This is a genomic window from Brevibacterium sp. 239c (assembly GCF_900169365.1).
Classification (GTDB): Bacteria; Actinomycetota; Actinomycetes; order Actinomycetales; family Brevibacteriaceae; genus Brevibacterium.
In genome coordinates, this window is the sequence record NZ_FXZH01000020.1 from 39,184 (window position 1) to 63,712 (window position 24,529).

Sequence of the window (24,529 nt, forward strand, 5' to 3'; positions counted from 1 at the left end):
CTCAGAGTAGCCAGGGAACATCAGCCTGCCAAGGCGGGTTCAGGATCGCCTGCGGCGGTGCGAAATCGGTTTCAGCGGTAGTCACGTGCGTCCGCGCCCGAGTCGGCCTCCTTGGCTGCCATGAACGCCCAAGAATCCGGCCGGGAACCATCGATATCGTCGATGTCATAGAGATCGCCCAATTCGCAGCTGTTGAGGGTTCTCGTATTGAAGCGGTGTCGGTCGGGATCGGATGCGAGTGCCACGAGCGTTCGTCCCAGAAATTGCGGAGTCTCCGAGATCGCGAAATCTGCAGGCGGCAGCTCACGTGTCGGGTCGAGGGAATCCTCGAGCCAGCTCTGCTCGGTCGTGTCGAAGAGCTCGAGCATCATCTCCGATCTCAACCAGCCGGGGGTGATCGCTACAGCTGTGCACCCAGATTCCGCGAGTTCGTGGCCGAGCCCGAATGCCAGTCGGCTGACTCCGGTCTTCGTCAGATCGAGATAGATGCTCTCCCGGTAGTGCGAAGCATTGAACTCGTCCGTTCCATCGGTGATCTCGATGTGCAGACCTCCGGGTCTGCGAGTGAGCAGCGGCAAGGCGGCGTGCGCCGTGTTCAGATGCGTGATCAGTCCTGCATTCACCAGCCGCATTCCGGATTCGAAGTCGGTGTTCCAGAATTTCTCGCCCCAGGAGACATAGGCCTCTCCCCCGATGTCGTTGAGCAGAATGTCGAGTCGTCCGTGCTGCTCATCGATCCGCCGGATCACCTCGTCGATCATCGGCAGTTGCAGGTGATCGCAGACGATCGCCTCAGCGCGGCCGCCCTCTGCGCGTATCAGTTCGGCAGTGCCCTCGATGGTTTCGCTCCGGCCGTAGTCGGAGGGCCGCCTCGAGGTTGACCGACCAGTGCAGTACACGAAGGCACCGGCTTGGGCGAGATCCCGGGCGATGGCACGTCCGGCACCGCGTGTGGCGCCGGCGACGAGAGCGACTCGGTCAGTGAGTGACTGCTGGTTGAGAGGAGCGAACTGGGATGCTGTCGATGCGTTGCGAGAAGTCATGGTGACACCGTCTCGTGCAATCACTGACATGCTATGTCAGTGTCCATGATTATTCTTGGTGGTTATGAAGGCAGCACGCTTGGTCTCCGAGATCGTCATCCTCAGTGCGCGGACGGTGCCCATCACTGCTGCACGTCTGGCGGCTCGCCTCGAGGTCACGCAGCGCACCGTCTATCGCGATCTCGGTGATCTGTCTCGTATAGGGGTCCCCGTCGTGACGGAGTCCGGACCGGGCGGTGGTATCAGTCTGCTCGGGTCCTGGACCTCTCCCCTGTCGGGGATGACCCGTGATGAGCTGGATTCCGTGCTCATCGGAGGTTTCGCTGCGGCTGATCTCGGCTACTCCGGGGAGCTGGCGACCGCACGGGAGAAGATCCTCTCCGAGACGGATTCAGTCTTCTCATCGGATGTGCTCATCGACGGGCCCGATTGGTTCATGACACACGAGCGTCCGGAGGAGCTTTCGGTCATCGTGGCGGCGCTGCGTTCGCACCGGGGTCTGCGAATCGACTACGCAAGCGGCAGTGATTGCCTGATTCGCACCGTCATACCATTGGGACTCGTCGTCAAGGCAGGGCGGTGGTATCTGGCCGCGCAGCCACCTGGTGGCAGGCCACGGACCTACCGGGTCTCGCGCATCACTGAGATCAGACTGCACTACGTCTCAGTCTCACGCCCGCCGGGCTTCCACCTCGGCGACTACTGGGCGAGGTCTCAGATCGACTTCGACCGTTCGATCCGTTCTGTGACGGTAAAGCTGCGGGTGTCCAGCGACAGCCTCGGCGATCTGCGACGTGCGATTCCCGGTCAAATCACGGACGAGGCGATCGAGGCCGCCTCAATCGCAGATGGTGTCTCCTCAGCAGAGGAAGAAATTGTCGTCGACCTGCCGATGGAGCCATTGGATGTCGCCGTATCGCAGCTGATCACCATTCGCGGGGTCGAGGTGATATCACCGCTGGAAATCCGTACGGCGCTGCGCGAGCAGGCACGTCACACTGCTGTATGCAACGGCCTCTGAGGAATCAGAACGACGTTTACTGAACCTCGTATTTGCCGTTGATCTGTCCGGCTCCGACTCCGCCGACAGCCTCCATGGCTGCCTTGGACAGGTCGATGCAACGGCTGCCATGGTAGGGTCCACGGTCATTGATGCGCACGGTCACGGATTTTCCATTGGCGGTGTTGGTGATCTTGACCTTCGAGCCGAAAGGCAGTGTCTTATGCGCTGCGGTCAGCTTGTTGGTGTCGAAGCGCTCGCCGTTTGCGGTCTGCTCGCCATCGAATCCGTCTCCACCGCCGTAGTACGACATGGGGCAGGAACCGGACTCACCGGCAGACTCGCCGGACTTCGACGGTTCGTCGTTGGCATCGGGCGTCGACTTCTTCGACCCTGAGTCACCGCTGGCAGAGTCCTTTGTCGCCGAGTCCTTCGACGCGGTTTCTGATGGCGTCGGGCTTGGGGTCTCGGTTTTGGACTCGAGAGAGATCTCGGCCGGCTTCTCCTTGGCCTGCTTCTTCGCTTTCGCCAGGAAGTCGTCCGGGGCCTGCGTCACTTCGGCATCCGCGACTATTGGAGTTTCGGCAACGACCTGTTGGTCACCGCCTGTGTTGTCGGGGACCATCGCCATGCTGGAAGCGACGACTGCGAAAGTCGCGGCCGTGGGAACGATGAAAGCAGAGAGGACCGGGCGTGAGCGTACCGATGCCAACACTCCCCCGGCGGTGTTCGCAGCGGCATGGGCTCGTTGCGGCGAATGCCGTCCGGGCTTCTTCTTCGCCGGTTTGAGCGCAGAGAAGAGCGAACCCGTCGTTGCCGAACGGGGTGAAGAGTGTTTTCCCACAGTGAAGTCCTCGTAGTCAGTGGCCGGTGTTATCGGCAACCAAGAGTCTCTAAGGTTGAGGCCACCTCAACACCGACTCCAAGTTATCGGATCGTTACCTGGCCACAGTCTAGTTAAGAAACTGTTACAAAAGCAATGCGGCGCGCTCAATGAGCGTGCCGCATCGGTGAGTATCAGGTCACTTGGACTTGCGTGTGACCAGTCTGCGCATGCCATCGGCGCCAGTGGTCACAGACTCCTGGGCCTTGTCGAAAGCGCGTTCGACTTTCCCGCTGCGCACGGCATCGTCGATCGCGTGGGAGACATTGCCCAGCGCCTTCTTCACGTTTGTCTCGGTTGCCTCGATGAGGCGCGACCCCTTCGTCGCCTCGCGGGCGTTCTTCACACCGCTGCTGGCAGCACCGTAGGCCCTGGTGGCAGCCGATCGCACCTTCTCCGTTGGTGTCCTCTTCGTGGAATCGATGACGTAATCAGGTTCGATCGGATCTTGTGTTCGGCTCATATCTCCATAGTTGTCGACCCCGACCGCAAGGTCAACAGCAACATAGGATTGGATCATGAATTCTCAGCCAGAAATCATCGCCCACAGAGGCGGTCAATGGCCCGGCATGAGTGAGAACACGCTCGAAGCATTCACTTCCGCCCATCGGGCAGGGGTGCACTGGATGGAGACCGACGTCCACGCCTCCGCCGACGGCATCCTGTTCGCAGCACATGATGCCGATCTCGACCGCATCGCCGGCCGTCCGCACAGCATCCGCGATCTCAAGGCAGCTGAACTCGACTCGATCGAACTCCTTGCAGGAGGCCATCTGCCTCGACTGACGACTCTCTTCGAGTCACTTCCCGAGGCGGCGTGGAACATCGATGTCAAGGCGCCCCACAGCATCGCACCGATGATCCGCACTATCCGCGGCACCCACTCCGAGGACCGACTCCGGCTCGCCTCATTCTCGTCTTCGACTCTGCGCAGACTGCGAGAGGCGCTGCCCGGCGTTCGCACATCGACCGGAGTGCAGGAATCCGCACTGTTTGCCGCCGGCAGCCTACCGGGTGTGGCCCCTGCCGGACCGTGCCCTCTGCCTGTGGGCCTCGATGCTCTGCAGGTGCCGATGTCATTCAAGGGCCTGCCCGTCGTAACGGCAGGGTTCGTCTCCCGCGCCCACGAGGTTGGACTGCTGGTGCACGTGTGGACCATCAATGATGCCGCTTCTATGCGCCAACTCCTGAGCCTCGGCGTCGATGGCATCGTCACAGATGACGTCCCAAAGGGCCTGGATGAGCTCGCGGCATGGACCTGAGTGTCGGGAATAGGCACAGACGGTAGACTGTTCCTTCGTATGAGACGTCTGCAGTCGAGTCGGAAGGTGAGAGAGATATGAGCGAACGCAGTCTCCGCGGAACACAGTTGGGCTCACGCAGCCTGGAAACGGAAGAGGGAGTCGAACCGGCACCTCGCCAAATGGTCGAATTCGAGTGCGAAGACGGAACCAGGTTCAAGGTTCCTTTCTCGATCGAAGCCGACGTGCCCTCCACCTGGGATTCGGGCATCCACGGCGTCGGCACTCGTGTCGGCGTGAACGAACCCGATGGTGAGCCAGGCAAGCACGTGCGGTCCCACTGGGACATGCTGCTCGAGCGCCGGTCCTTCGACGAACTTCAGGTCCTGCTCGACGAGCGACTCGCTGTTCGCCGTGGTGAGGTACCTGCACAGGTCTGAGAGCCTCTGCACTCAATCACAACAGCGCACCTGAGCATGAAGGCGGGGTGCAGGTCCGATGACCTGCATCCCGCCTTCATGTCTGCCCCTGTGTCGTGTCTGCTGCTGGGCTCCTTCAGCCTGTTCGACCTGCCAACAGCGCCCGAAGGTGAATCAGCCCTCAGGCGGCCGGTCTGCGCGCGGTGAGGCGTTCGAGCACGCCTCGAGCCTGTCGTCCGCGGCGCGCCAGGCCCCAGCTGGCCACTTTGGTGAAGGCCTCGGAGATGATCGACCCACTCATCTTCGACTCCCCCAGTTCACGTTCGACGAAGACGATGGGAACCTCTGCCACCCGGAATCCGGCTTCGACGGTGCGGTAGGTCATGTCGATCTGAAAACAGTATCCCTGAGACTGCACGCCCGAGAGGTCCAGGTTCTTCAGTACCTCGCGCGAATACGCACGGAATCCGGCCGTCGCATCCTTGACTCCGAGACCCATCATTGCGTTGACGTAGATGTTGGCACCGCGGGAGAGGAAGAATCGTGAACGAGGCCAATCGACGATCGCCCCGCCCCTGACCCATCGTGAACCGATGACGAGATCGGCATGCCCCGCCTGGGCGACTGCCAAGAGCTGCCCGAGGTCCAATGGGCGGTGGGATCCGTCAGCATCGAATTCGCAGATGATGTCGTAGTCGCGCTCCAGAGCCCATTCGAATCCAGCGATGTAGGCCATGCCCAGACCGGATTTCTCGCTGCGGTGCAAAACATGCAGACGTGGATCTGTGCGTGCCTGCTCAGCAACCCAGTCACCGGTGCCATCGGGCGAGCCGTCATCGACGACGAGAACGTCGACGTCAGGCTGATTCTCAAACAGCCCGGACAGCGTCACGGGCAGAGCGAGTCGTTCGTTGTAGGTCGGGATGACCACCAGAGTCTTAGAAACCACGGCCACTACGATACGCCGCGCGGTGTGAAATATATGAGCCGACACTCACGCCTTCGGACCACGTTGGGAAACGAGTTATCTAATGACGAGAGTGCCGGCTCCATCCCAGCTGCTGTGGAATGCCAACCACGAATCTAGTACCTGCCGCGGTCTTTGCAAAATCGCTCTGACCTGGGGTTATGCTCAAATCTCCAGGTCAGACGCAAGGCAGAATGTTGAAAATACTTAGCCTTCGGCGTGTCGCCTTGACTCCTTCGAACGTCACCGAGAGGTGCCGTGCATATGGGTTCTAAGCATCCCCGACGGTTGCGATCCGTGTCGGCAGTGCAACCTCGGGTGAAAGTTCCGGCAGGCCGGGGGTGCCCGAGCGCGGATCGGTGCTCCACGCGGCTACGCGTTCATCTGCGACCTGAACCACGAGTCGATCGACCTGCCACCGCACGAGGTCCGCCTCAGCTCCGGGCGCGAGGACTCCCCCATCTGGGTTGCCGGCGGCCCGATGAGCGAACCGGGTGCCTGCGTTGAACGCCGCGCGCGCTCCGATTCCGTTCTCACCGACGACGGCAGAACGCACGGCGGCCCACGGAGATTCCTGGGAGTCGGTCCACGACACCTGGGCCCCTGCCGACAGCAGCTGCGCCAGAGGCTGCGGCTGTGCGGGGTCGAGGGTGATCGCAATGCCGGAGTAACCCAACGGTGTGACGAAATCATCGTCGACGCTGAAATTCAACAGCAGACGATATCCATTGCGCTGTGCAAGTGCTGCATGTTCGCGCACCCGGTCGAGGACCTCGCCGAGGCGGCGGTTCGACTCGACCTGGATGTACAGGGACGTTTCCGGCATCGTATCGAGGGCCAGGAAATCCGCGGCGGCGATACTTGCTCGCTCGGCGTCCGTATCCGACGCGGGACCGGCTTCGGAACTGAACTCGGGATACCCGATGACCCTCAGCCCCTGCGGTGCGCGGGCACGGAAGTCTGCCACTGCCTCGGCGCCACCGAGGACGTGGACGTGGGTGAAACCGGACTCGAGAAGACGGTCCCCGCCGGGCACGCTGTCCCCAAGAGTCAATCCCCCGTGGACGAAACCGGGGGTGAGGAAGTCACCGTCAAGGTTGATTGCGTCGGGTTCTGCAGCCAATGCGGCTTCATCGGAGCCGATGAACGAGACCTTTCCGTCCTTCGTGCCCAAGGCAGTCGCAAAGGGGTCGACACTGCTGTATACATCTCCACCAAAGTACATAGTCACAGCCGACAGGCTACACCTCTCTCAGACTGTCTTTGCACTCGAGTCAGTGGTGTCGGGTATCGTCATCGAGTGTGAAGCCCTTGGTTCTGATCGACACGCCCGCCCTGTACTACCGTGCCTTCTATTCGGTTCCCGATTCGATCGTCAACGACGAAGGTCAGCCGGTCAACGCCGTGCGCGGCGTCCTCGATGCGATCGCGCAGATGATCCGCCGCTTCGACTCCCCACGAGTCGTGGCGACTATGGACGCCGATTGGCGGCCGGCCTTTCGCACCGCGATCATGCCCGAATACAAAGCAGCCCGGGTCAAGGACGCCGAAGCAGGCACTGAGATCCCACCCGAACTGGCTGTGCAGCTGCCGATCATGACTCGCGTCCTTCGTGCTGCCGGAATCCCCATCGCCGAGGTGGATGGCACCGAGGCCGACGATGTGATCGCGACCATGGCCGCCCAGTCCCGTACCCCGGTGGTCATCGTCTCCCCGGACCGTGACCTTCTCGCCCTCATCGACACCACCACGGACGTCAGCGTGCTCCGCCCGCGCAAGGGCGGCGAGTGGGAGGCCATCACGCAGGCCGATCTGCCCGAAGCCTACGGTGTGCCGGATGGAACCCGGTACCGTGAGCTCGCCGCGATGCGCGGTGATCCCTCGGACGGGTTGCCTGGTGCCCCTGGGATCGGCGAGAAGACCGCTGCAACGTTGCTATCGAACTTCGGTTCCTTCGAGTCGATCATCAAAGCTGCGAAGGCGGGAGTGAAGACGGGTGGTCTCAGCCCCAAGCGAGCCACCACTCTGATCGAAGAAGAAGAGAATCTGCACAAGACCATCGAGGTCATGCGCTGTCTGACCGATGTCGCTCATGGACTCGACCTCGAATCCGTTCCGGGCGAGCTCGATCGCATTGCGGTCGAGGCGGCTGCTCGCGGCCAGAACATCCGTCGCTCGGTCGACAATCTCATTGCTGCTCTCGGCAGTGCCGACACGGAGTCCGGTGCCGACAGTCACCCCACTGGCACCAGCGCACCCGCTTCAGCTCAGACATCTGGTGCAGATTCGCCGACCGCGCCGCCTCCGGGACCGGTCTCTGCCGATTCGTGGTCGCAGTCTCGTCTGGTCGGATTCGATCTGGAGACTACCGGAGTCGACCCATCGACTGCCAGAATCGTGACCGCTGCATTCGTCGAATCCGCTGAGGACTCACGCACTTGGCTGGCCGATCCGGGAGTCGAGATACCCGAACCTGCCCGGGCCGTTCACGGAATCACCACCGAATTCGCCCAGGCCAACGGTGCTCCCGTGGCAGACGTGGTCGCCGAACTCTGCACTGTCCTGGCCGATCTAAAAGCCGATGGTGCCGTGGTCGTCGGCCACAACATCGTCTATGACCTCAGTGTCATGGCGGCCGAGGTCAAGCGTCATCAGCCTCACATCGATCTTGCGGGCCTGCTGCCGACGATCGTCGACACCTTTGTTCTGGACAAACGCGTCGAGCAGTTCCGTCGCGGCAAAAGGACTCTGACTGAGACGGCCAAACGGTGGAAGGTGACGCTGCTCGATGCCCACGATGCGGCTGCGGACGCCCTTGCCGCCCTGGACATTTCCCGAGCGTTGGCCGAGAACTCGAAGGAGATCGCGAGCCTGACTCGGGACGAGATCATGGCCGCCCAGGGCGATTGGAAACGCGCCCAAGCCGCTGACCTGCAGTCGTGGTTACGCCGAAAGGGCAACGCCGATGCCATCGTCGATGGTTCCTGGCCCATGGCCTGAACGATAGAATCAACTGCGACCATCACTCGACAAAGGACGATAATGGGTTTCTTTTCACGACTGCTCAACCGACCTGGTGCTCAGGCTGACAAAGCCACGGGGTGGTTCGATAAGGCCGCCGACGATCTGGCGACCGCGAGTCGTGAGTATGCGGAGTTGGATGACAACGAGCTGACCGAGGCCGCTGCCGATATCTTCACCTCAGGCTCGGTGCAGGACAACCTCGTTCGCTACTGTGCGCTGGCCCGCGAAGCTGCCGAACGGGCCCTCGACGAGCGTGCCTATGACACGCAGATCAAGGGCCTCGTCGGGCTCCTGCAGGCGAATGTCGTGCAGATGGCCACGGGTGAGGGTAAGACCCTCGTCGGTGCTCTCGCCGCCGCCGGTTACGCTCTGCAGGGTCGCCGAGTCCACGTCGTCAGCGTCAACGACTATCTGGCTGTCCGCGACCGCACGTGGATGAAGCCTCTCTTCGATCTCCTGGGTGTGAAGTCAGCATCGATCTCCGGAACTCAGAGTGAGACCGAGCGCCGCGAAGCCTATGGCGCTGAGGTGCTCTATGCTTCCGTGACGGAAGTCGGCTTCGACGTGCTGCGCGATCGTTTCGTCACTGACGACGCCCAGATCCGCGTCCCTGAGCGTGATGTCGTCATCGTCGACGAGGCTGACTCGGTACTCATCGACGAGGCCCGTGTCCCACTCGTCCTCGCTGGATCTGCCAGCGTCGAAGACGCCAATGCTGCGATCGCGGCACTTGTCGAGACGCTGGAGCCTGGTGTCGATTACGAAGTCAGCCAGGATCATCAGGCCGTCTCGCTGACCGACGAAGGAATCAATCACGTCGAGGCCGAACTCGAAGACGAGCTCTTCGGTGAAGACGCGTCCAATCTCGCCGCAGTCAACCTGGCCCTGTATGCGAAGTCCTTGGTCAATCGTGATGTCGACTATCTTGTCGTCGATGGACGGGTCAAGCTCATCTCAGCCTCCCGTGGGCGTGTGGCCGAACTCCAGCGTTGGCCTGACGGACTGCAGGCTGCGGTTGAGGCGAAAGAGGGTGTGGGCACCACCGAGAGCGGTGAAATCCTTGACCAGATGACCGTCGAAGAACTCATCCACGGCTACGAGACCGTCTGCGGAATGACCGGCACCGCGCTGGCTGTCGGCGATGACCTACGTGAGTTCTACAACCTTGAGATCGTGCCAGTCGACACGCACCTACCTGTCATCCGAGTCGACGAACCCGACCGGCTCTACACCTATCAGGAGTCCAAGGAACGCGCGATCGTCGACGAGGTCGCCGAGAACCACGCCAATGATCGTCCCGTGCTCATCGGGACGTCCTCGGTGGCAGAGAGTGAGTCACTGGCGGCACGGCTCATCGAACGCGGCATCGACGTCACGGTCCTCAACGCCAAAGACGACTCTCTTGAAGCCGACGTCATCGCTGCCGCCGGCGCCCCCGGAGCCGTCACAGTCTCGACCCAGATGGCCGGACGCGGCACCGATATCCGCCTGGCCGACGACAGCGTCGCCGAGTCCGGCGGCCTGCTGGTCATCGGCGCCGGACGTTACCTGTCCTCACGCCTTGATGACCAGCTGCGTGGGCGCGCCGGACGTCAGGGTGACCCTGGGACCTCTGTGTTCTTCACCAGCCTCGAAGACGAGCTCTTGACTCGTGTGCCGGAGATCCAACGCTTCGTCTCCGAAGGTGACGAGACCGGGTGGATCGAATCGAAGCGTGCACTGGGCCTCGTCGAACACGCTCAGCGCGTGGCCGAAGGCCAGAACACAGCTCTGCACCGCGACACCTGGAAGTTCAACGAACTCATGGCCAAGCAACGTGACCTCGTCCTGTCCCGACGCAAGGAGCTGCGTGACGATGACGAGGCCATCAACGAGCTAAAGGAACGCCTGGGCGATGTGGCGACGGACCTGTCGGCCGAGCACTCACAGGAACTTGTCGACGCCACGCTGCGCGAAGTGATGCTCTTCCATCTCGACGCCCGCTGGGTCGATCATCTCGCCTTCCTCAACGATCTGCGTGAGGGTATCCATCTGCGCACCTTCGCACGTGAAAAACCCCACGAGGCGTTCAATACGGAGTCGATCCGCGTCTTCTCCTCATTCTGGTCAGACGTCATCGAAGATTCGGCGTCGACGGTCGAAGAGGCGGAGTTTACGGATACCGGAATCGACCTGGAATCCCACGGCCTCAAGCGGCCGTCGTCGACGTGGACCTATCTGACCACGGAGAGCGCATTCGGCTCCGACATCGAGAACATCGTCAAGAAGGTCAAGCGCTGAGAAGTTCCTGGGCCCGCCTCCATCTCCGAAGGCGGGCCCAGATTCTCGGTTGCCCAATGCCCGGTTGCTCGATTGCCCAGCACCGTAGGCGAACTGCTGCTCAGGAGTCTGCGACGACTCCGCGGCGGATGGCTTCGATGGTGCGACGGATACGCACAGCGGTCTCCAGTTCGGCGACCTCGGCAACCTGACCGAGTAGGTCAAGGCTCTGTTTGGCCCACCGTACGAAGTCTCCGGCAGCGATGTCTGTGCCGCGAAGGGAGTCTGCGAGGTTCTTGCCTTCGGTCCACCGATACATCGGTTTGAACAGCCCCCGGTCGGGTTCCTGCGTCGTTGACAGGGCGTGCTGCTCCTCAAGTTGGAACAGTTTGCGCCAGATCGTCACTGCCTCATCACCGTTGACTTTGAGGTCGCGGCTTGGGGCCCGTTCAGGATGCAGGGTGTCACCGCGTCGGGACTGGAAGACGAAGCATGAGGCGAATCCCGCGAGCTCAGGTTCGACGAGGTTGTCCCACAGCCCGGCCCGAATGGTCAGCGCTACGAGCAGGTCCCGTTCGCCATAGATGCGACGCAGCATGTCCGACTGCTCGGGATCGAAGCCGAGTGTGCGCAGCACGTCTTGAACACGTTCGAACACGAGAGCGATCGACGTGGTTCGTCCTTCGATCCGGGCGATGAGCGAATCGTTCTCCTTGACCAGTTTGGCCGCTCGGCTGGCCCACCTGGCGTGCATCTCGCGGTCCGGGCAGTCGTGACAGGGATGAGCGCGCAGCTGCGCGGTCATCTCGGACACGCTCGAGCTGATACCGGAGGCACCGGATGAGGATTGCCACTGCGCCTGCGAATCGACCTTGCCGTCGTGTTTGGCGTCGTTAAGGATGCCCAGCAGCTGCCTGCGGTCCCCTGCCTGCCTGTGATTGAATTTCTTCGGCACACGCACCCGGCCCTGTGCTGCCAGCGGCTCTGTCACCTCATGGGGGCGCAGATGCCAGACCTTCCCCTGCTCGGTGAGCACCGTCGGCAGGCGTGATTCTCCATCGCGGGAGCTCATGGGTGCAATGATGACGGCAGTGCCCTCAACGCGTTTCGCAGGCAGGGTGACGACATCGCCGACCTTGAGTGCGCTCAGCGACTCGACGATCTCGCGCTGCCGGTTCTTCGACTTGGTGCGTGTCTCCTGCTTCTCGGCGTCGCTGATGGCCTGCCGCAGACGCGCGTATTCGGCGAAGTCGCCGAGCTCGCACTGCATCGACTTCTCATAGGCTGCGATCGTTGTTTCGTTCTTCCGCACCTTCTTCGCCAGCCCCACGACGGCCTTGTCGGCCTGGAACTGTGCAAAAGAGGTCTCGAGGACCTTCGCGGCCTCGGCAGAACTCATTCTCGACAGCAGATTCGCCGTCATGTTGTAGGTGGGTCCGAACGCGGAGTTTAGCGCATACGAACGGTTGGAGGCCAGCCCCGCGATCTCATTGACCTCGAGGCTGGGGTGCCAGACGACGACGGAATGCCCGATCTTGTCAATGCCGCGGCGCCCGGCTCGGCCCGTCAGCTGGGTGTACTCCCCCGGCGTGATCGATACGTGGGCCTCACCGTTGAACTTCACCAGCTTCTCCAGGACGACTGTGCGGGCAGGCATGTTGATGCCCAAGGCCAGAGTCTCCGTGGCGAAGACGACCTTGATGATCCCCTGGGAGAAGAGTTCCTCGACGAGCTGCTTGAACTGCGGGATCATTCCGGCGTGGTGGGCGGCGACTCCCAGCAGCAGACCTTCCCGGAACGAATGGAATCCGAGAATGCCGAGGTCCTCGCTGGCGAGCTCATCGCGCAGCCTCTCGAGTGCTGCATTGATGATGACCTTCTCTTCGCGGGAGTTCAGGTCATAGCCGGAGGCCAGATACTGTTCCACCGCCTCGTCGCAGGCATTGCGGGAGAAGATGAACATGATCGCCGGCAGCATGCCGGTCTCTGCCAGGGAGGACACGACCTGAGTGCGGCTGGGCCTGCGGAAGCGCGCTCGGGTGGCTCGCTCACGCCGCGAGCGGGGACCACCATGGGTCCGGGTCGCGTGGTTGAGGGCTGGATCGATCCGTTCGGAGTCGTGATGGGTGAAGAGATCGTACATGCGGTGGCCGACGAGGACATGGTTGACCAGCGGGACCGGGCGATGAGTGGTGGAGATGACGGTTGTGGGTCCGCGCACCTCGCGCAGCCAGGCACCGAACTCCTCGACGTTGGATACGGTCGCAGACAGGGACACCATCTGCACCCGATCCGGCAGGTGGATGATCACTTCTTCCCAGACGGGTCCGCGGAAACGGTCGGCCAGATAGTGCACCTCGTCAAGGACGACGAACCCGAGGTCGGCGAGTCCCGACAGGTCGTTGTAGAGCATGTTGCGCAGGACTTCTGTCGTCATCACGATGATCGGCGCATCGCGTCGGATCGAGGTGTCACCCGTGAGCAGCCCGACGTTCTCCACACCGTGAACATCCATGAGGTCATTGAACTTCTGGTTGCTCAGTGCCTTGATCGGCGTGGTGTAGAAGACTCGCTTGCCTTCGTCCCTGGCCAGTTCAACGGCGAATTCCGCGATCAGGGTCTTGCCAGCACCTGTGGGTGCCGTGACGAGGACGTCTTTGCCTTCCTGCAGCTGTGTGCAGGCTTCGAGCTGGAAGTCGTCGAGCTCGAAGTCTGTTCTGGCTGAGAATCGGCCCAAGGGAGTCTGCGCCTTCTTCGTCCTGTCCCGATAGTCGGCATAGGCGGCCGAAGGGCTCAGCGGCTTCGCATCTGCCGAAGGTTCGGCCGGGCTCGAGGATTCAGTCATGCTTCTCTCAGTCAATCGGTTCGTCGGGGTCGACCCACAGGCCTTGTGCGATGAGGCGCTTCTTGCGTCTCCTATCGTTGAATACGCAGATCACCCACGCCAAACAGAAGAGCGTCATCATCGGGATCACAAGGAAGAACATCGACATCGCGTCGGGAGTGGGGGTGGCAATGGCGGCAAACAGGAAAACGAGCATCACGATGATCCGCCAGGACTTCTGGATCCTGACCGCTGAGAGGATTCCCATCATGTTGAGCCCGACCATGAGCACCGGAAGGACGAATGCCAGACCGAAGACCACGATGATGACCATCACGAAGCTCAGGTAGTCCTGGGCAGGGATGATGTTCGTGCCGCCAGCTGGGGTGAATGACGTCAGTGCTTTGACAGCGTTGGGAAGGGCGAAGAAGGCCATCGTCGAACCCGCGAGGAACAGCGGAATGGCTGCACCGAGGAAACCGACGGAGTACAGCTTCTCCTTCTTCGTCAGTCCAGGCACTATGAATGCCCAGATTTCATAGAGCCAGATCGGGCAGGACAGAAAGATGCCGATGAAGAACGACAGTTTGATCTTCAGATCAAACGGTGAGGCGACTCCGGCGAAATTGATCTCAGCGGTTCGGTCGCCGGAGGCACGGATGCTGCGGATCGGTTCCTGCAGGATGTCGAGGACCGGATCATAGAGGAACCATCCGGCGACGGCGCCGAGGGCGATCGCGATCGCCGCGACAAGGGCACGATTCCGGAGTTCGATGAGGTGCCCGACGACGGGCATCTTCCGTTCGGGGTTCTTCCTCCGTGCCGAAGACGACTGCCGGTCGTTTTGCTCTTTCACTTCTCGTGAGACTGCGGATCCTGCTTTTCCTGCGCAGGCTGCTCAGGCTTTCGGGTAGCCTCGGCGGTCGACGAGGTGTTGTTTTCGGTGGCTTCGCGGTTGAGCTCGCCCGGTTCCGTCTTCTTGGGCTCATCGTCATCACGGAGATCCTTGACCTCTGCTTTGAAGATCTTCATCGACTGACCAAGGCTTCTGGCCAACGCCGGCAGCTTGGGTGCGCCGAAAATGATCACGATGATGAGGATGACGATCGCGATCTGCACGAAACTCGGTTTCATGGGGACTCCTTGACTATTGTCTGCTCTGAAAGATTCTACGCTGTGTGGCTGTGCCTTTCATCCTCGCGCCACGGCCAGACCCCTGTGCGAAGTCCAGACTCAGCCCAGCCGTGTCAGCGCGGCTTCGACCGCTTCGCTGTCGTCGATGTCGGTGATGACGTCGGCGTGGCACAGCAGGAACCGACTCAGCCAGTCCACGGAGTGCACAAGGAATCTGATTCGCACATTTGGTTCCCCGTTGGTGAGGTATTCACGCTCGCTCAGCTCAAGTTCATCCGCGAGCCATGCACCGGCCGCGGACAGAGTCATGGTGACTTCGTGGGTGTTCGACTGCTTGTTGCTCACGGCCAGCGGCGGATGTGCGGCCGGTGACCAGGAGCGGATGCTGCTCAGCGCGAATCGGCGTGGAGCCTGCGCGCCGTAGCACCAGGCGTCCAGGTACCAGTCGGCCCCCGGAACCAGCTTGCTGGGGGCAATGGTCCGCCGTGTCAGTTCATCTCGGGAACCGACGTAGTAGTCGATCTCGATCGCTGCTTCCGTGTCGATCGCGTGCTTGAGGAACGTCATGAGGTCTTCGTCCGCGGGAATGGGGCTGACCTCGACCGGTGTGTGGAGGTTCTCCCCCGCAGCTAGTCGCAGTTTCTGTGCCGCCGTCCGCACAGCCTCGGTGTCGAGCCCCGGCAGGGTGTCGATGAGCTCAAGGGCCAGGACAAGGACGCCTGCTTCCTCCGCGCTGAGACGGACCGGGACGGAGACCTCCTCGGCGTTGGAAATGTAGATCTTGCCACCCTCCCAGGTGGCGTCGATGAGGTCATCGGGCATGTGTCCGGGGCGACCTGTCACGAAGAGGAGCTGCAGGTCATCGATGAGCGTGTCCGAATCGATGTTGAAATAGGAGGCTGTCTCTTCGAGGTCAGCACCTGGATGGGCGTCGAGGTAGGGCACCAGGCTGAGCAGCCTGGTGAGTCGTTCACGCGCTGAGGACATTGCGGCCTCCAAGTCGTTCGAGGGAGACTCGGACCGTCTCACGTCGGTCCTCGACGGCCTGTGCCAGTTCTGCAGGGGCAAGCACCTCGACGGCGGTGCCGAAGCTCACGATCTCCGCTGCCAAAGACGCCGTATCGGTGAACTCGATGACCACGCAGTCATCTTCTGTGCGGACCTGACGTCTGCGCAGCGGGTCCGCACGGTGGGCACGGATGCGCAGCTTCGCCTCGGCGACGACAGCCATCTCCGTACTCGAGTTCAGCGCCACATGCGGTGCGAAGTCGGTGGGAATGTCATAGTCCCCGGGGTCCCGCCCGCCGAGCTTCGTGATCTTACCCTCGACGCGAGAGAGTCTGAAGGTGCGTTCGGCTTCGCGGTCGATGTCGTGTCCCAGCAGGTAGACCCGGTCTCCACGGCTGAGCAGCGCATAGGGTTCCAGCTTGACCTTGCGAGGGTTCTGTCCGGGCTTGTGGTACTTGAAGCTGATCGCCTCGCGAGCGTTGATGTGGTGGAGCGCAGTGGCGAAGTTCGCACTGCCGAGCTTGCGTGCCGCAGGTCCCTGATTCTCTTCGACATGCCCTGGGCCCGCCTCGGTGAGATCGATGCCCAATGCCCGCAGCTTCGTCAGCGCCTGTGCGCTGGACTCGCCGAGTTCGGTGTCGGACCAGAACTGAGCGGCCACGGCTACCGCTGCGGCCTCGGATGGGGTGAGCTCAACATCGTCCATCGCGTAGTCGTCGGCAGAGATCCGGTAGCCCGTCTCGCCGACATCCGAGTAGGCGTCATGTTCAGCGCGGGTGGCGATCGTGATCCCCATATGCCGCAGGAGCTCCTTGTCGCGGGAGAATTTGCGGTCGAAGGCGATGTCGTCGAGGCCCGCATAACCGTCGATGGCGCTCATCAGAGTCTTCCGGGAGACCCATCCGCGGGCGGCTCTGAGAGCGATCAGCAAGTTCATCAGACGCTCGGTCTGCTGCCTCTGTCTGCTGGGGCGGGGTGTATTCACAATTCCACCGTAACCTAATGCGGGCGATAGTCTTAGGACCATGATTCATTGGCGCAGAGGAACCGTGACCACGATTCGCTCCACCCGGCCAGGATACACAGAGGTCGAGGCCGATATTGACCAGGCATTGCCGGGCACGACGATCACACATATCAAGGCCGTCGCCTATACGGAGGCGGTCGGAGACCCGCAGATCGGAGATATCGTCCTGCTCAACGTTTCGGCGCTGGCCAAACGTCTTGGCACAGGCGGATTCGGTCTCGTGGTGGCTCTGCCCGATGCGCTGCCGGCCGACCCCCCAGAGGGGCCAGGGCATCTGGTCAAGGACCGTTACTCCCCTCTGCAGACGATGGTCCTCGGTGTCGACGATCAGGAGTCGGAACACCATGAGACCCTCGCTCGGGAAGAGTCTCTGGGTGGGATGCCTGTGCTGGCGGCGGATCTGCATTCGGCTCTGCCAGCCATCATCGCCGGCGTCCGTGCGGTCAACCCCGAGCTGCACATCGCCTATGTCCTCAGCGACGGTGCAGCTCTGCCGGCCAGCTTCTCTCAGGCAGCAGCTGGACTCAAGGACGCAGGCTGGCTGCACGGCACCATCAGCACCGGTCAATCCTGGGGCGCCGATCTTGAGGCTGTGACGATTCACACGGGTCTGCTCGCCGCCAGACATGTCCTCGGTGCCGATATCGCCATCGTCGCGCAGGGTCCGGGAAATCTGGGGACTGGAACCAAATATGGCTATTCGGGTCTCGTCACCGGTGAGCACCTCAATGCGGCCGCTCTGCTGGGTGGCACCCCGATGGGTGTCCTGCGCATGTCCAATGCCGATGCCCGTGGCAGGCATTTCGGCATCTCGCATCATTCTCTGACGTCTCTGACCGAGATCGCTCGTCCCGGAATGACGATCCCGGTCCCAGACTTCTCCACCCTCGCCGAGGCGGACCGTCGTGAGATGGAACCCGACCCTTCCGTGGTGGTTGAGGTCGCTGCCGCGCAGATGTCGCTGCTGCACATGCACGATCAGGTCGACGTCAGCCTCGAGGGCCTATGGGCCGGTTTGAAGTCCTCACCGGTGGGTCTGTCGACGATGGGACGAAAACTGCCCGCCGATGCGGCAGCGTTTCTCGCTGCCGCCGCGGCGGGCAGAATGGCTGCCGAGATCTGAGTCTCGGCAGCCGATTCACAGTTTGCGTGTCAGCGCAGTGTGACTGTGTCTCAGCGCACATCCTCCAGATCGCAGACGAAGATCAGGGACTCGCCGGGTTTGATGACGCCGCCGGCTCCCTGGTCACCGTAGGCCAGGTGAGGTGGGATCTGCAGGGTGCGCCGGCCACCGACCTTCATGCCCTGGATGCCCTGGTCCCAGCCGGAGATGACCATGCCGGAGCCGAGGCGGAATTCGAGCGGGGTGCCACGGTTGTAGGAGGCGTCGAACTCTTCACCGGTTGAGTGGGCGATGCCCACGTAGTTCACGCTCACGGTATGGCCGGGGCCCGCCTCGACGCCGTCACCGATGATGTCATCAACGATGACGAGCTCGGTCGGAGCCTCGGTTCCGGGGAAGTCGACGACTGGTTTCTGCTTGCTCATGGTGTCTCCTTATGTCGTAGTTCTATGGTGTGTGTCTTCAGCCACCGGCCAAGACTTGCTCAACCAAAGGCCGAGACTTCCTCAACCCTGGGCTGAGAGGACGTCGATGACGAAGACGAGGGTGGCGTTGCCGGGAATGCTCGGCGGGCTGCCCTGTTCTCCGTATCCCTTGTCCGGTGGCACGACGAGCACGATCTGGCTGCCGACCTTTGCCCCGACAAGACCTTCGTTCCACCCTTCGATGACTCCAGCCTCACCGACTGGGTCAACGGCGAAGGGTCCGCGATCATCCTGCCAGCTTGAGTCGAAGTACTTCGAATTGTCGTCCCAGAGCCAACCGGAGTAGTGCACGGCCACGCTCTGGCCTTCCTTGACCTTCGGCCCGTCACCCTCGATCGTCGTATACGTTTCGAGTTCCTTCGGGGCCTTGCCCTTGGGCTTCGAGATCGAAGGTTCACCGTTGTCGGCCCATTTGACCGTCACGGGGTTCTTCGACTGGTCGACCTTCTTGCCCTCGGCGTGGGCCAAGGGCTTCGTGGTCTTCTCAATGTCGATGACGTAGACGAGGGTCTGCGCGGGCTGCCCCTCTTGTGCGCTGCCGTTGAGCGACATGAGCACACGTGATCCGACCTTCGTGTCCAGGAGCGCATCGTAGAGCTGCTCCGAGATCTGGCTCTTGTCCATCGGGAACCCGGCCGGTGACTTCGAATCGTAGCTCGATTCGATCTGTTTGCCGGTTGTGCCTGAGACCAAAGTCATCTGCGCGGTGACCTGCTCACCGTCGGCGACCTTGTCGCCTTTGCCCTCTTTGATGACGGACTTCCCGGTCTTGTCCACGACCAGGGGCGCCTCGAAGCTGACTTTCGGTTTCTGTCCGATCTTGCCTTCGACTGTGACGTCGTCGAGGCTGGTCGACTTCGCGTCCTTGGCCGAGACGGAAGGTGGGGCACTGTTCGTGTCCTTGGCCTCCTCGCCCTGTCCGCAGGCGGACAGCAGCAGTGTGGCGGCCGCGATGACGGCGAGCACTTTGGTGCGCACGTGGTTCCTTTCGTTCAAGACCAGATCAGTGAGATCTTACAGGCCTGCGATGAGAGCTTCGGCCTGTGGGTGCGTGGGCTCGAAGGGATTCTTCAGCGCCACGGCGCGACCGGATTCATCGTTGAGTCTCAGATGCACCCAGTCGACGGTGTAGTCCCGGCGTGCGGCATGGGCGGCCCGGACGAATTCGCCGCGGATGGCTGCCCGAGTGCTCGCCGGTGGCACGTCTTTGGCCTTCTCCCGTGCTTCCGACGAGACCAGGTTCTTCGCCATTCCGGTCCGTTCCAGCTTGGGGAACAGGCCGGTGTCAGGTGTGATGTCGTGATAGGCGATGTCGAGGCGAGAGATCCGGGGGTCCGTGAGGTCATCGATGCCACGCGCCAACGCCCGATCGATGAGGGCCTTCTTCATCACCCAGTCGATCTCCTGATCGACTGCGGAGAAATCCTGGGCGGCCACCGCGTCGAGCATCCGGGTCCACAGGTCGATGACGTAGTCGGCCATCCCGTCGTCGCCGAGGCTGTGGTCGCCCTTCTGCACGAGGACCTGCGCGCGGTCACGGTAGTCGGCGAGCAGGTTCAGCGGTGTGATCGTCGTCCCGTCCGTGCGCTCGAGCGGCACCGAACCGGTGAGGTCCCTGGCGACGAGGCGGATGTCGCGCACTGGGTGGCGCAGACCGTGTTCGGGGATTCGTGCGCCCTGTTCGATGAGGTCGAGCATGAGCACGGCCGATCCGATCTTGAGCGCCGAGGTGGCTGTCGACATCGAGGAATCACCGACGATGACGTGGAGACGGCGGTACTTCTCCGCATCGGCGTGAGGTTCGTCCCTGGCGTTGATGATCGGACGCGACCGTGTCGTGGCCGATGAGAGTCCTTCCCACATCACATCTGATCGTGCCGAGAGGCCGAACATCATGTCTGAGCGATTCGCTTCGTCATCCGGTTTGAATGAGGACTGTGCGGGGATGATGGCGCCCGCGCCCACCATCAGCTGGCGTGAGACGAGGAACGGCAGCAGAACCGTGGTCAGGCGATTGAAGTCGAGATTGCGGCGGATGAGGAAATTCTCGTGGGAGCCGTAGGAGTTCCCGGCCGCGTCGGTGTTGTTCTTGACCATATGGATTCGTCCACCGAGTCCATCGGCTTCGATGCTTGTCTGGGCCTGTCCCAGCAGATCGATCATCAGGGACTCCCCCGCCCGATCTTGGGTGAGCAGGTCGGTCAAATTGTCGCATTCCGCGGTGGCGTATTCGGGGTGTGAACCCACGTCGAGGTAGAGCCTTGACCCGTTGGGCAGGAACACGTTGGAGGAGCGTCCCCACTCGACGATGGGTCGGAACAGATAGCGTGCGATCTCTTCCGGGCCGATGCGACGGTCGTGCTCCCCGGCGGAATGCGCGAGCCCGTATTCGGTTTCGAGGCCGTAGATTCTGGCCATCAGTCCTCCCGCAGCTGCGCCATCATAGCGTCGCTGAGTCGTTTGAAAGTGCGGTGACCGCTGGCGTTCCTGTCGAGCACGGCCGCTTCGAGGTCTTTCGTCGGCAGTGTCGCGGCTGTTGCGGTGGCAAGAGCGCGCACACCATGGTCAAAGACCTCTGACAGCGGCAGCACCGAGGTCGACAGGTCCTGCAATGCTGCGGTGATGTCATCAGCCTGTCCCCCGATTGCCACATGTTCGGTCTCATCCATGACAGAACCGTCATAGCTGAGCCGATAGAGCTGATCGGCATCGGCGGTGAGCCCGAGTTCGGCGATGACGAGTTCGACTTCGAAGGGTTTCGCCTCGGTGGTGAAGACCCCGGCCAGTGTCTGCGCGTAGGCGTTCGTCAGCCCCCGTGCCGTGACATCACTGCGGTGATAGGAGTACCCGCGCAGGTCCGCATACCTCACACCGGCTTGGCGCATCGTCTCGAATTCGTTGTATTTCCCGACTGCGGCGAAGCCGATGCGGTCGTAGATCTCGGCGATCTTATGCAGCGTCGGTGACGGGTTCTCCGCCAGCATGAGGATGCCTTCGTCGTAGCGCAGAACCACGACCGACCGGCCCCGGGCGATGCCTTTGCGGGCGAAGTCGGCGCGGTCCTTCATCAGCTGTTCGGGTGAGACGTAGAACGGTGCCTGGCTCATGTGAGTGCCTCATTCATGACGGTCATGCCTGTGCTTTCCTTCTCCGCCGGTCGACTACTGCGGTGGCCACCGACATCACGGAAGCGGAGGGGATCTCGACGACGCCGTGTTCCAGGTCGACGGTGAAGATCGTCGGTGCGATCTGCCGAACGAAATCGGGGCCGCCAGTGGCCGAATCATCATCGGAGGCATCGAAGAGTGCTTCAACGGCTACCGACACCGCGGCGTCGGAGTCGAGGTCGGGCTGCCATAGCTTCTTCAGCGCCCCACGGGCGTAGCCGGACCCGGATCCGATCGAATGGAATCGGTGCTCCTCATATTTTCCGCCGGTGACATCGAAACTGAAGATCTGCCCGGCCGGGGTCGCCTCGTCGACACCCGCGAAGAGCGGAACGACCGAGAGGCCCTGCATGGCCAGGTTCAGGTTTCCGCGCAGCATCGACGCCAAACGGTTGGCCTTGCCGCCCAGAGACAGGCGGGCGCCCTCGATCTTCTCGTAGTGTTCGAGTTCGAGTTGGTAGAGGCGGATGAGATCGAGCGCGAGCCCAGCGGTGCCGGCAATGCCGATGACCGAGAAATCGTCGGCAGATCGCACCTTCTCCATGGAGTGGGAGGCGATCATGCTCCCGATCGTGGCACGCCGGTCCCCTGCCATGAGGATGCCCGCGGCAGTGCGGAAACAGATGATCGTCGTCCCCTCCGGAACGTGATTCCCCAGGTCATGCCCGACCGTTGTCGGCAGCGACTCTGGAGCCACGGCGCGGGCGAGTTCGACGAACGAGTTGCTCGTCGAACTCAGAAATGCAGGAGAGAATCCTGACATCTCATTGGCCGCCCTTCTGGACGAAGTTGCGCACGAACTCCTCTGCGTTGGATTCGAGGACTCCGTCGATCTCATCGAGGATCGAATCCACGTTCTGGGTGTTGATCTGTCCTTGCACAGCCTCCGGCGGTTCAACGGGTGGTTCTCCCCCGCCAGCCGAATGGTCTTTCTGAACCTGTTCCTGCGAACTCATTGCGCACCTCTTTCATCGTTCGTCTTTTTCAGTCTATCCACTCCCAGCGCCTGCAGCAGTCCCTGTGCGTCGTGCACTTGGGCCAGTCTGTCTGCGAGGAGTTCACGGTTGCCCTTGAGCGGTTCACTCATCGGAAGTCGCACGATTCCGTATTCGCCGGCGTCGAGGACTAGCGAGTCCCAGCTGGCTGCGACCAGTGAGTCCGAGAACCGGGTCACCGCCAAGGATCTGAGGTAGGCCCGGGTTCCGTCGGGCGCAGACACGACCGCGTTCTCCACCTCAGCTTCGGTGGTCATCCGGCGAATCCGTCCGGCCTTCTCAAGCTTGTAGAACAGGCCCTTCTCGGGGCGGACATCGTGATATTGGACGTCGATGAGCGCAAGCTTCGGGTGATCCCAGTCAAGGTTCTCCTTCTGCCGGTAGCCTTCGAGCAGGACCCATTTAGCGATCCAGTCGATGGAGTCCGAGAGGCTGCGTGGGTCGGTGGCCAAACCGTCGAGGAGTCTTTTCCATTCGCGCAGAACCTCGGTGGTGTCCGCGTCGTCTCCGGCATGTTCGAGGCAGGCCGCGTAGTACGTGTTCTGGATCTCGAGTGCGGTCATCGTGGTGCCGTCGGACATGGGCAGTTTCGTGCTCAAGCTCAGGTCGTGGCTGACATCCCACAGTGCCTGCATCGGGTCGGCGAGTTCGAGTGTGGGCACGATACCCGCCTCGATGAGTCCGAGCACCAGAGAGGTGGAGCCGAATCGGACGAGGGTGGCCGGTTCGGCCATGGTGGCATCGCCGATGATGACGTGCAGTCGACGATATTTGGCAGGATCGGCGTGGGGTTCGTCTCGGGTGTTGACGATCGGTCGGCGCAGAGTGGTCTCGAGCCCGACCTCTGCTTCGAAGAAGTCAGCACGCGAGGAGATCTGGAAGCCGGCGGTCTCGCCTTCGCGTCCGATGCCCACTCGTCCGGATCCACAGAGGATCTGTCTGCTGACGAAGAAGGGGATCAGACCGGCGACGAGGTCATCGAAAGCAACACCGCGGTCGACGAGATAGTTCTCGTGGGTGCCGTAGGACGATCCCTTCGAATCGGTGTTGTTCTTGTAGAGGTTGACGGGTTCATCCGTTGTTTCCAGACTGCGCACCGAGGCCAAGGCCACCAGATCTCCAGCCCTGTCGTAGGTGACGAGATCGCGCGGAGTCAGCACTTCCGGTGATGAGTACTCGGGGTGGGCATGATCGACGTAGTAGCGGGCACCGTTCTCGGTCACGACGTTGGCCAGGTACTGTGCTTCCACGGATTCCTGGGGCATGTGGGTGAGCTGGGAGATGTCGGCGTCGGCGACGTTCATGAAGAAGCCGCGTGCATCGGCCAGGGGTGATTCGGTAGCGAAGTCCCAGAAGTTCTGTGACGACTTTAGTCCGCGTGGTCCTGCATAGGCGTCGACGACGCGCGCCGAGTCACGCATCGGGTTCGCTCCCGGATTGCCGGGCTGGCTCAGTCCGAACTCGGTTTCTGAACCCATGACACGGTGGACACTGAGCATCTGTACTCCCTCTAACGTTTAGACTCGGGGACGTGGCTGCAAAGAAATCTCATCTCCCGATCGCGTTGACCGTCGACCTCGTCCTGGTCGTCCTATTCACCATCATCGGTCATTACACACATTCTCATAATTTCGAACTCCAGGGTCTCATGACCACAGCGTGGCCGTTCCTGGCCGGGCTCGGCATCGCTTGGCTTCTCTCGGCGGTCTGGGACCGCCCGATCTCTCCTTTGGCCACGGGGACCGCGGTGTGGGCGATCACCGTCCTGCTCGGACTCGTGATTCGCGCTCTGACAGGTGAGGGCACCGCTGGACCATTCGTCATCGTCGCCGCGAGCCTCAACCTCATCACCTTGGTCGGTTGGCGCATCATCGCCACAGCAGTGACCGGCGGCGGCAGCACTGCTCGTCGACGCCGCCGCTGAGCACCA

At 61.9% G+C, this 24,529-nt stretch carries 24 protein-coding genes; 7 read left to right on the forward strand and 17 right to left on the reverse strand.

Annotation, left to right across the window (positions count from 1 at the left end; genetic code table 11):
- Positions 1-71: 71 nt before the first annotated feature.
- The gene (locus BSP239C_RS16345) at positions 72-1,043 is read right to left on the reverse strand and encodes an SDR family oxidoreductase (protein WP_101574467.1); all 972 of its coding nucleotides are present in this window, start codon (positions 1,041-1,043) and stop codon (positions 72-74) included.
- Positions 1,044-1,107: 64 nt separating this feature from the next.
- Here BSP239C_RS16345 and BSP239C_RS16350 point away from each other — a divergent pair, with 64 nt between their 5' ends.
- Positions 1,108-2,064, forward strand: a complete 957-nt coding sequence (locus BSP239C_RS16350; protein WP_257930250.1) for a YafY family protein — start codon at positions 1,108-1,110, stop codon at positions 2,062-2,064.
- Positions 2,065-2,080: 16 nt separating this feature from the next.
- Here the strand turns inward: BSP239C_RS16350 and BSP239C_RS16355 are convergent, their stop codons facing one another.
- Together BSP239C_RS16355 and BSP239C_RS16360 are read right to left on the reverse strand one after the other, a co-directional pair.
- On the reverse strand, positions 2,081-2,926 hold the full coding sequence (locus tag BSP239C_RS16355; protein WP_257930251.1) for a septal ring lytic transglycosylase RlpA family protein: 846 nt from the start codon (positions 2,924-2,926) through the stop codon (positions 2,081-2,083).
- Positions 2,927-3,065: 139 nt separating this feature from the next.
- Entirely contained in the window at positions 3,066-3,389 is a 324-nt protein-coding gene (locus tag BSP239C_RS16360; RefSeq protein WP_226830508.1) for a hypothetical protein, read from the reverse strand.
- A gap of 55 nt (positions 3,390-3,444) precedes the next feature.
- Between BSP239C_RS16360 and BSP239C_RS16365 the strand changes: the two genes are divergently transcribed.
- Both BSP239C_RS16365 and BSP239C_RS16370 read left to right on the forward strand, forming a co-directional pair.
- Positions 3,445-4,188: a glycerophosphodiester phosphodiesterase family protein gene (locus BSP239C_RS16365; protein ID WP_101574427.1), complete on the forward strand. Its 744-nt coding sequence runs from the start codon at positions 3,445-3,447 to the stop codon at positions 4,186-4,188.
- A 77-nt stretch (positions 4,189-4,265) separates the two neighbouring features.
- Positions 4,266-4,607, forward strand: a complete 342-nt coding sequence (locus tag BSP239C_RS16370) for an RNA polymerase-binding protein RbpA (RefSeq protein ID WP_101574428.1) — start codon at positions 4,266-4,268, stop codon at positions 4,605-4,607.
- 160 nt (positions 4,608-4,767) lie between these two features.
- Here BSP239C_RS16370 and BSP239C_RS16375 read toward each other — a convergent pair whose 3' ends face one another.
- Both BSP239C_RS16375 and BSP239C_RS16380 read right to left on the reverse strand, forming a co-directional pair.
- Positions 4,768-5,541 (reverse strand): polyprenol monophosphomannose synthase, encoded by a 774-nt coding sequence (locus tag BSP239C_RS16375; protein WP_101574429.1) that lies wholly within the window; start codon positions 5,539-5,541, stop codon positions 4,768-4,770.
- A 283-nt stretch (positions 5,542-5,824) separates the two neighbouring features.
- Positions 5,825-6,778, reverse strand: coding sequence for a metal-dependent hydrolase (locus tag BSP239C_RS16380; protein ID WP_101574430.1), 954 nt, complete (start codon positions 6,776-6,778; stop codon positions 5,825-5,827).
- A gap of 77 nt (positions 6,779-6,855) precedes the next feature.
- Between BSP239C_RS16380 and BSP239C_RS16385 the strand changes: the two genes are divergently transcribed.
- Both BSP239C_RS16385 and secA2 read left to right on the forward strand, forming a co-directional pair.
- Entirely contained in the window at positions 6,856-8,553 is a 1,698-nt protein-coding gene (locus BSP239C_RS16385; RefSeq protein ID WP_257930252.1) for a 5'-3' exonuclease H3TH domain-containing protein, read from the forward strand.
- A 42-nt stretch (positions 8,554-8,595) separates the two neighbouring features.
- On the forward strand, positions 8,596-10,857 hold the full coding sequence (secA2, locus tag BSP239C_RS16390) for an accessory Sec system translocase SecA2 (RefSeq protein ID WP_101574432.1): 2,262 nt from the start codon (positions 8,596-8,598) through the stop codon (positions 10,855-10,857).
- A 100-nt stretch (positions 10,858-10,957) separates the two neighbouring features.
- Here the strand turns inward: secA2 and BSP239C_RS16395 are convergent, their stop codons facing one another.
- The 5 genes from BSP239C_RS16395 to BSP239C_RS16415 form a co-directional block, all read right to left on the reverse strand.
- Positions 10,958-13,681 (reverse strand): RNA helicase, encoded by a 2,724-nt coding sequence (locus tag BSP239C_RS16395; protein ID WP_101574433.1) that lies wholly within the window; start codon positions 13,679-13,681, stop codon positions 10,958-10,960.
- A gap of 7 nt (positions 13,682-13,688) precedes the next feature.
- Positions 13,689-14,516 (reverse strand): twin-arginine translocase subunit TatC, encoded by an 828-nt coding sequence (gene tatC / locus BSP239C_RS16400; RefSeq protein ID WP_374701042.1) that lies wholly within the window; start codon positions 14,514-14,516, stop codon positions 13,689-13,691.
- Positions 14,513-14,794, reverse strand: a complete 282-nt coding sequence (gene tatA / locus BSP239C_RS16405) for a Sec-independent protein translocase subunit TatA (RefSeq protein WP_101574435.1) — start codon at positions 14,792-14,794, stop codon at positions 14,513-14,515. Before tatA ends, tatC begins: the two co-directional genes overlap by 4 nt.
- Before the next feature lie 99 nt (positions 14,795-14,893).
- On the reverse strand, positions 14,894-15,781 hold the full coding sequence (locus BSP239C_RS16410) for a WYL domain-containing protein (RefSeq protein WP_101574436.1): 888 nt from the start codon (positions 15,779-15,781) through the stop codon (positions 14,894-14,896).
- The gene (locus tag BSP239C_RS16415) at positions 15,765-16,787 is read right to left on the reverse strand and encodes a YafY family protein (RefSeq protein ID WP_257930253.1); all 1,023 of its coding nucleotides are present in this window, start codon (positions 16,785-16,787) and stop codon (positions 15,765-15,767) included. The genes BSP239C_RS16410 and BSP239C_RS16415 overlap by 17 nt, the downstream gene beginning before the upstream one ends.
- 40 nt (positions 16,788-16,827) lie before the next feature.
- Between BSP239C_RS16415 and BSP239C_RS16420 the strand changes: the two genes are divergently transcribed.
- Positions 16,828-17,952: a DUF3866 family protein gene (locus BSP239C_RS16420; protein ID WP_101574438.1), complete on the forward strand. Its 1,125-nt coding sequence runs from the start codon at positions 16,828-16,830 to the stop codon at positions 17,950-17,952.
- A 50-nt stretch (positions 17,953-18,002) separates the two neighbouring features.
- Here the strand turns inward: BSP239C_RS16420 and BSP239C_RS16425 are convergent, their stop codons facing one another.
- The 7 genes from BSP239C_RS16425 to dop all read right to left on the reverse strand — a co-directional run bounded on the left by BSP239C_RS16425 (position 18,003) and on the right by dop (position 24,098).
- Positions 18,003-18,377, reverse strand: coding sequence for an FKBP-type peptidyl-prolyl cis-trans isomerase (locus tag BSP239C_RS16425; RefSeq protein WP_101574439.1), 375 nt, complete (start codon positions 18,375-18,377; stop codon positions 18,003-18,005).
- Positions 18,378-18,458: 81 nt separating this feature from the next.
- On the reverse strand, positions 18,459-19,415 hold the full coding sequence (locus BSP239C_RS16430; RefSeq protein ID WP_257930254.1) for an FKBP-type peptidyl-prolyl cis-trans isomerase: 957 nt from the start codon (positions 19,413-19,415) through the stop codon (positions 18,459-18,461).
- A gap of 36 nt (positions 19,416-19,451) precedes the next feature.
- Entirely contained in the window at positions 19,452-20,855 is a 1,404-nt protein-coding gene (gene pafA, locus BSP239C_RS16435; RefSeq protein ID WP_219618918.1) for a Pup--protein ligase, read from the reverse strand.
- Positions 20,855-21,544: a proteasome subunit alpha gene (prcA, locus tag BSP239C_RS16440; protein ID WP_101574441.1), complete on the reverse strand. Its 690-nt coding sequence runs from the start codon at positions 21,542-21,544 to the stop codon at positions 20,855-20,857. The genes pafA and prcA overlap by 1 nt, the downstream gene beginning before the upstream one ends.
- Positions 21,545-21,566: 22 nt before the next feature.
- On the reverse strand, positions 21,567-22,367 hold the full coding sequence (gene prcB / locus BSP239C_RS16445; RefSeq protein WP_101574442.1) for a proteasome subunit beta: 801 nt from the start codon (positions 22,365-22,367) through the stop codon (positions 21,567-21,569).
- 1 nt (position 22,368) lies between these two features.
- Positions 22,369-22,560, reverse strand: a complete 192-nt coding sequence (locus BSP239C_RS16450) for a ubiquitin-like protein Pup (RefSeq protein WP_101574443.1) — start codon at positions 22,558-22,560, stop codon at positions 22,369-22,371.
- Complete coding sequence (gene dop, locus BSP239C_RS16455; protein ID WP_101574444.1) at positions 22,557-24,098, reverse strand: depupylase/deamidase Dop; 1,542 nt, start codon at positions 24,096-24,098, stop codon at positions 22,557-22,559. Before dop ends, BSP239C_RS16450 begins: the two co-directional genes overlap by 4 nt.
- 32 nt (positions 24,099-24,130) lie before the next feature.
- Here dop and BSP239C_RS16460 point away from each other — a divergent pair, with 32 nt between their 5' ends.
- On the forward strand, positions 24,131-24,523 hold the full coding sequence (locus BSP239C_RS16460) for a DUF3054 domain-containing protein (RefSeq protein ID WP_101574445.1): 393 nt from the start codon (positions 24,131-24,133) through the stop codon (positions 24,521-24,523).
- Positions 24,524-24,529 lie beyond the last annotated feature (6 nt).

What these genes read in the sequence shown, in the direction of transcription:
- BSP239C_RS16345 (WP_101574467.1), bottom strand. Translation starts at nt 1,043, where the DNA reads ATGACTTCTCGCAACGCATCGACAGCATCCCAGTTCGCTCCTCTCAAC.
- BSP239C_RS16350 (WP_257930250.1), top strand. Translation starts at nt 1,108, where the DNA reads ATGAAGGCAGCACGCTTGGTCTCCGAGATCGTCATCCTCAGTGCGCGG.
- BSP239C_RS16360 (WP_226830508.1), bottom strand. Translation starts at nt 3,389, where the DNA reads ATGAGCCGAACACAAGATCCGATCGAACCTGATTACGTCATCGATTCC.
- BSP239C_RS16365 (WP_101574427.1), top strand. Translation starts at nt 3,445, where the DNA reads ATGAATTCTCAGCCAGAAATCATCGCCCACAGAGGCGGTCAATGGCCC.
- BSP239C_RS16370 (WP_101574428.1), top strand. Translation starts at nt 4,266, where the DNA reads ATGAGCGAACGCAGTCTCCGCGGAACACAGTTGGGCTCACGCAGCCTG.
- BSP239C_RS16380 (WP_101574430.1), bottom strand. Translation starts at nt 6,778, where the DNA reads ATGTACTTTGGTGGAGATGTATACAGCAGTGTCGACCCCTTTGCGACT.
- secA2 (WP_101574432.1), top strand. Translation starts at nt 8,596, where the DNA reads ATGGGTTTCTTTTCACGACTGCTCAACCGACCTGGTGCTCAGGCTGAC.
- BSP239C_RS16395 (WP_101574433.1), bottom strand. Translation starts at nt 13,681, where the DNA reads ATGACTGAATCCTCGAGCCCGGCCGAACCTTCGGCAGATGCGAAGCCG.
- tatA (WP_101574435.1), bottom strand. Translation starts at nt 14,794, where the DNA reads ATGAAACCGAGTTTCGTGCAGATCGCGATCGTCATCCTCATCATCGTG.
- BSP239C_RS16410 (WP_101574436.1), bottom strand. Translation starts at nt 15,781, where the DNA reads ATGTCCTCAGCGCGTGAACGACTCACCAGGCTGCTCAGCCTGGTGCCC.
- BSP239C_RS16420 (WP_101574438.1), top strand. Translation starts at nt 16,828, where the DNA reads ATGATTCATTGGCGCAGAGGAACCGTGACCACGATTCGCTCCACCCGG.
- BSP239C_RS16425 (WP_101574439.1), bottom strand. Translation starts at nt 18,377, where the DNA reads ATGAGCAAGCAGAAACCAGTCGTCGACTTCCCCGGAACCGAGGCTCCG.
- pafA (WP_219618918.1), bottom strand. Translation starts at nt 20,855, where the DNA reads ATGGCCAGAATCTACGGCCTCGAAACCGAATACGGGCTCGCGCATTCC.
- prcA (WP_101574441.1), bottom strand. Translation starts at nt 21,544, where the DNA reads ATGAGCCAGGCACCGTTCTACGTCTCACCCGAACAGCTGATGAAGGAC.
- prcB (WP_101574442.1), bottom strand. Translation starts at nt 22,367, where the DNA reads ATGTCAGGATTCTCTCCTGCATTTCTGAGTTCGACGAGCAACTCGTTC.
- BSP239C_RS16450 (WP_101574443.1), bottom strand. Translation starts at nt 22,560, where the DNA reads ATGAGTTCGCAGGAACAGGTTCAGAAAGACCATTCGGCTGGCGGGGGA.
- dop (WP_101574444.1), bottom strand. Translation starts at nt 24,098, where the DNA reads ATGCTCAGTGTCCACCGTGTCATGGGTTCAGAAACCGAGTTCGGACTG.